At 42.2% G+C, this 1,482-nt stretch carries 1 protein-coding gene; it reads right to left on the bottom strand.

Features of this window, described 5'->3' with window-relative positions:
* Nucleotides 1-49: 49 nt before the first annotated feature.
* Nucleotides 50-1,375, bottom strand: a complete 1,326-nt coding sequence (locus tag CDG56_RS16645; RefSeq protein ID WP_087548448.1) for an ISNCY family transposase — start codon at nt 1,373-1,375, stop codon at nt 50-52.
* Nucleotides 1,376-1,482: the final 107 nt, after the last annotated feature.

The raw sequence follows: 1,482 nt of genomic DNA, 5'->3' as shown, positions 1-1,482 counted from the left end.
TGTTATTCCCAAGTAGAAATGTCCTACCTTAAAACCAAATAGAAATGTCCTATATGGACATTTCCAAGTCAAACACAGGATTGAGATTTCGTTGTTCAATCGCTGTTTTCTGTGCTTGTCTACGTGGCATCTTTTGAGAACGATTGCGTTTGTTTTGGTGTTCCAGTTGTTCATGCTGTTGTTGAATATGTGCCAGCACAGAACCCAAACGTTTATTCTCAACGATCTCTCTCTGGTTGAGCTGACTTAATTTATCAAAGATGCTGTAATTGATTTTTCTTCCCTGATATTCAATGGCTACAGTACCATCCGGATATTCCAGGAACTCAAGATACTTGCCGCCCAATCTTTGATTTTCTTCGCTGTTTTCCAAGATATATACGCATTTATCATAAGTAATCGTCAAGCTGTTCGTGACCCTGCGGGGTTCACGCCAGGTAAAAACATCATCTAATTCTTCGGCTGTTTCAGCGATAGGCCGATGTAGATCCTTGGGATTAAAAGCCATCTTGGCGAATTTACGATTAAATTGCTCAATAAAGCACGGCAGCCACTTATTGGCATCTGCAATTGAACTGATGCCTTCTAGACGCATCTCCTTAATCAGACGATCCTGAAGTGTTCTATTCGCTCGTTCTACACGACCTTTGGCTTGAGGGGAGTTAGCGAAAATGATATCGATATTGAGAGTGCTCAGAACACGTCCAAACTGGGTAATCTTGGTGTCTTTCTTGCTACTTTGATTCACCCTAAAAACTGAATGTTTGTCACTGTAAAATGCCAATGGCTTACCATGCTGTTCGATATATAAACGTGTCGAAATCATATAGTCAAAGGCTGACTCTGACGCACAGAAGCGTAAATGCTGCAATTTTCCTGTGGCATCATCGATGAATACTAGCAGACAGCATTTAGGTGCTCGACCTTCAAACCAATCATGGTGTGAGCCATCAATTTGGATCAATTCACCATAACAATCTCGGTTATAACGAGGCTGATATGGTCGTTTCAGGCGCTTGCAGCGAGGGATCCATAAATCGGCTGCAATCATCCAGGAACGCAGGGTTTCTACTGAAAGATCGAATCCATGCACGGTGGTGAGCTTTTCATGCGCTAAAGTGGGTCCGAAACCATAAAGTTGATCTGAAACAATATTGAGACACTTAAGTCTGAGTTCTTCAGGAAGTTTAGAATTGCTGATTTGGCCACGACCAGCATGGGCTAATGCAGCGGGACCTTGAGCTTTGTATTTCTGCAGTAAGCGTCTGATCTGACGTTCTGAGATATGAAGTAGCTGAGCAGCCTGGGATTGAGTTATACGTTGATCACAGATTTCTTGCAAGACCGACAATCGTTTAAGTTCTTTATCCGACATAGACACCAACATATCAAACCGTCCGCTAAGGAAATTGCAAAAGCGCATATTCTAAAAGCGGACATTTTTACTTTGGAGAAACCGGACATTTCTATTTTGGGCTTACA

It is taken from the genome of Acinetobacter sp. WCHA39, from assembly GCF_002165385.1.
Taxonomy (GTDB): domain Bacteria; phylum Pseudomonadota; class Gammaproteobacteria; order Pseudomonadales; family Moraxellaceae; genus Acinetobacter.
The sequence above is the reverse complement of the archived record's forward strand: the minus strand, read 5'-3'. Positions and strand labels throughout refer to the sequence as shown.

What these genes read in the sequence shown, in the direction of transcription:
- CDG56_RS16645 (WP_087548448.1), bottom strand. Translation starts at nt 1,375, where the DNA reads ATGTCGGATAAAGAACTTAAACGATTGTCGGTCTTGCAAGAAATCTGT.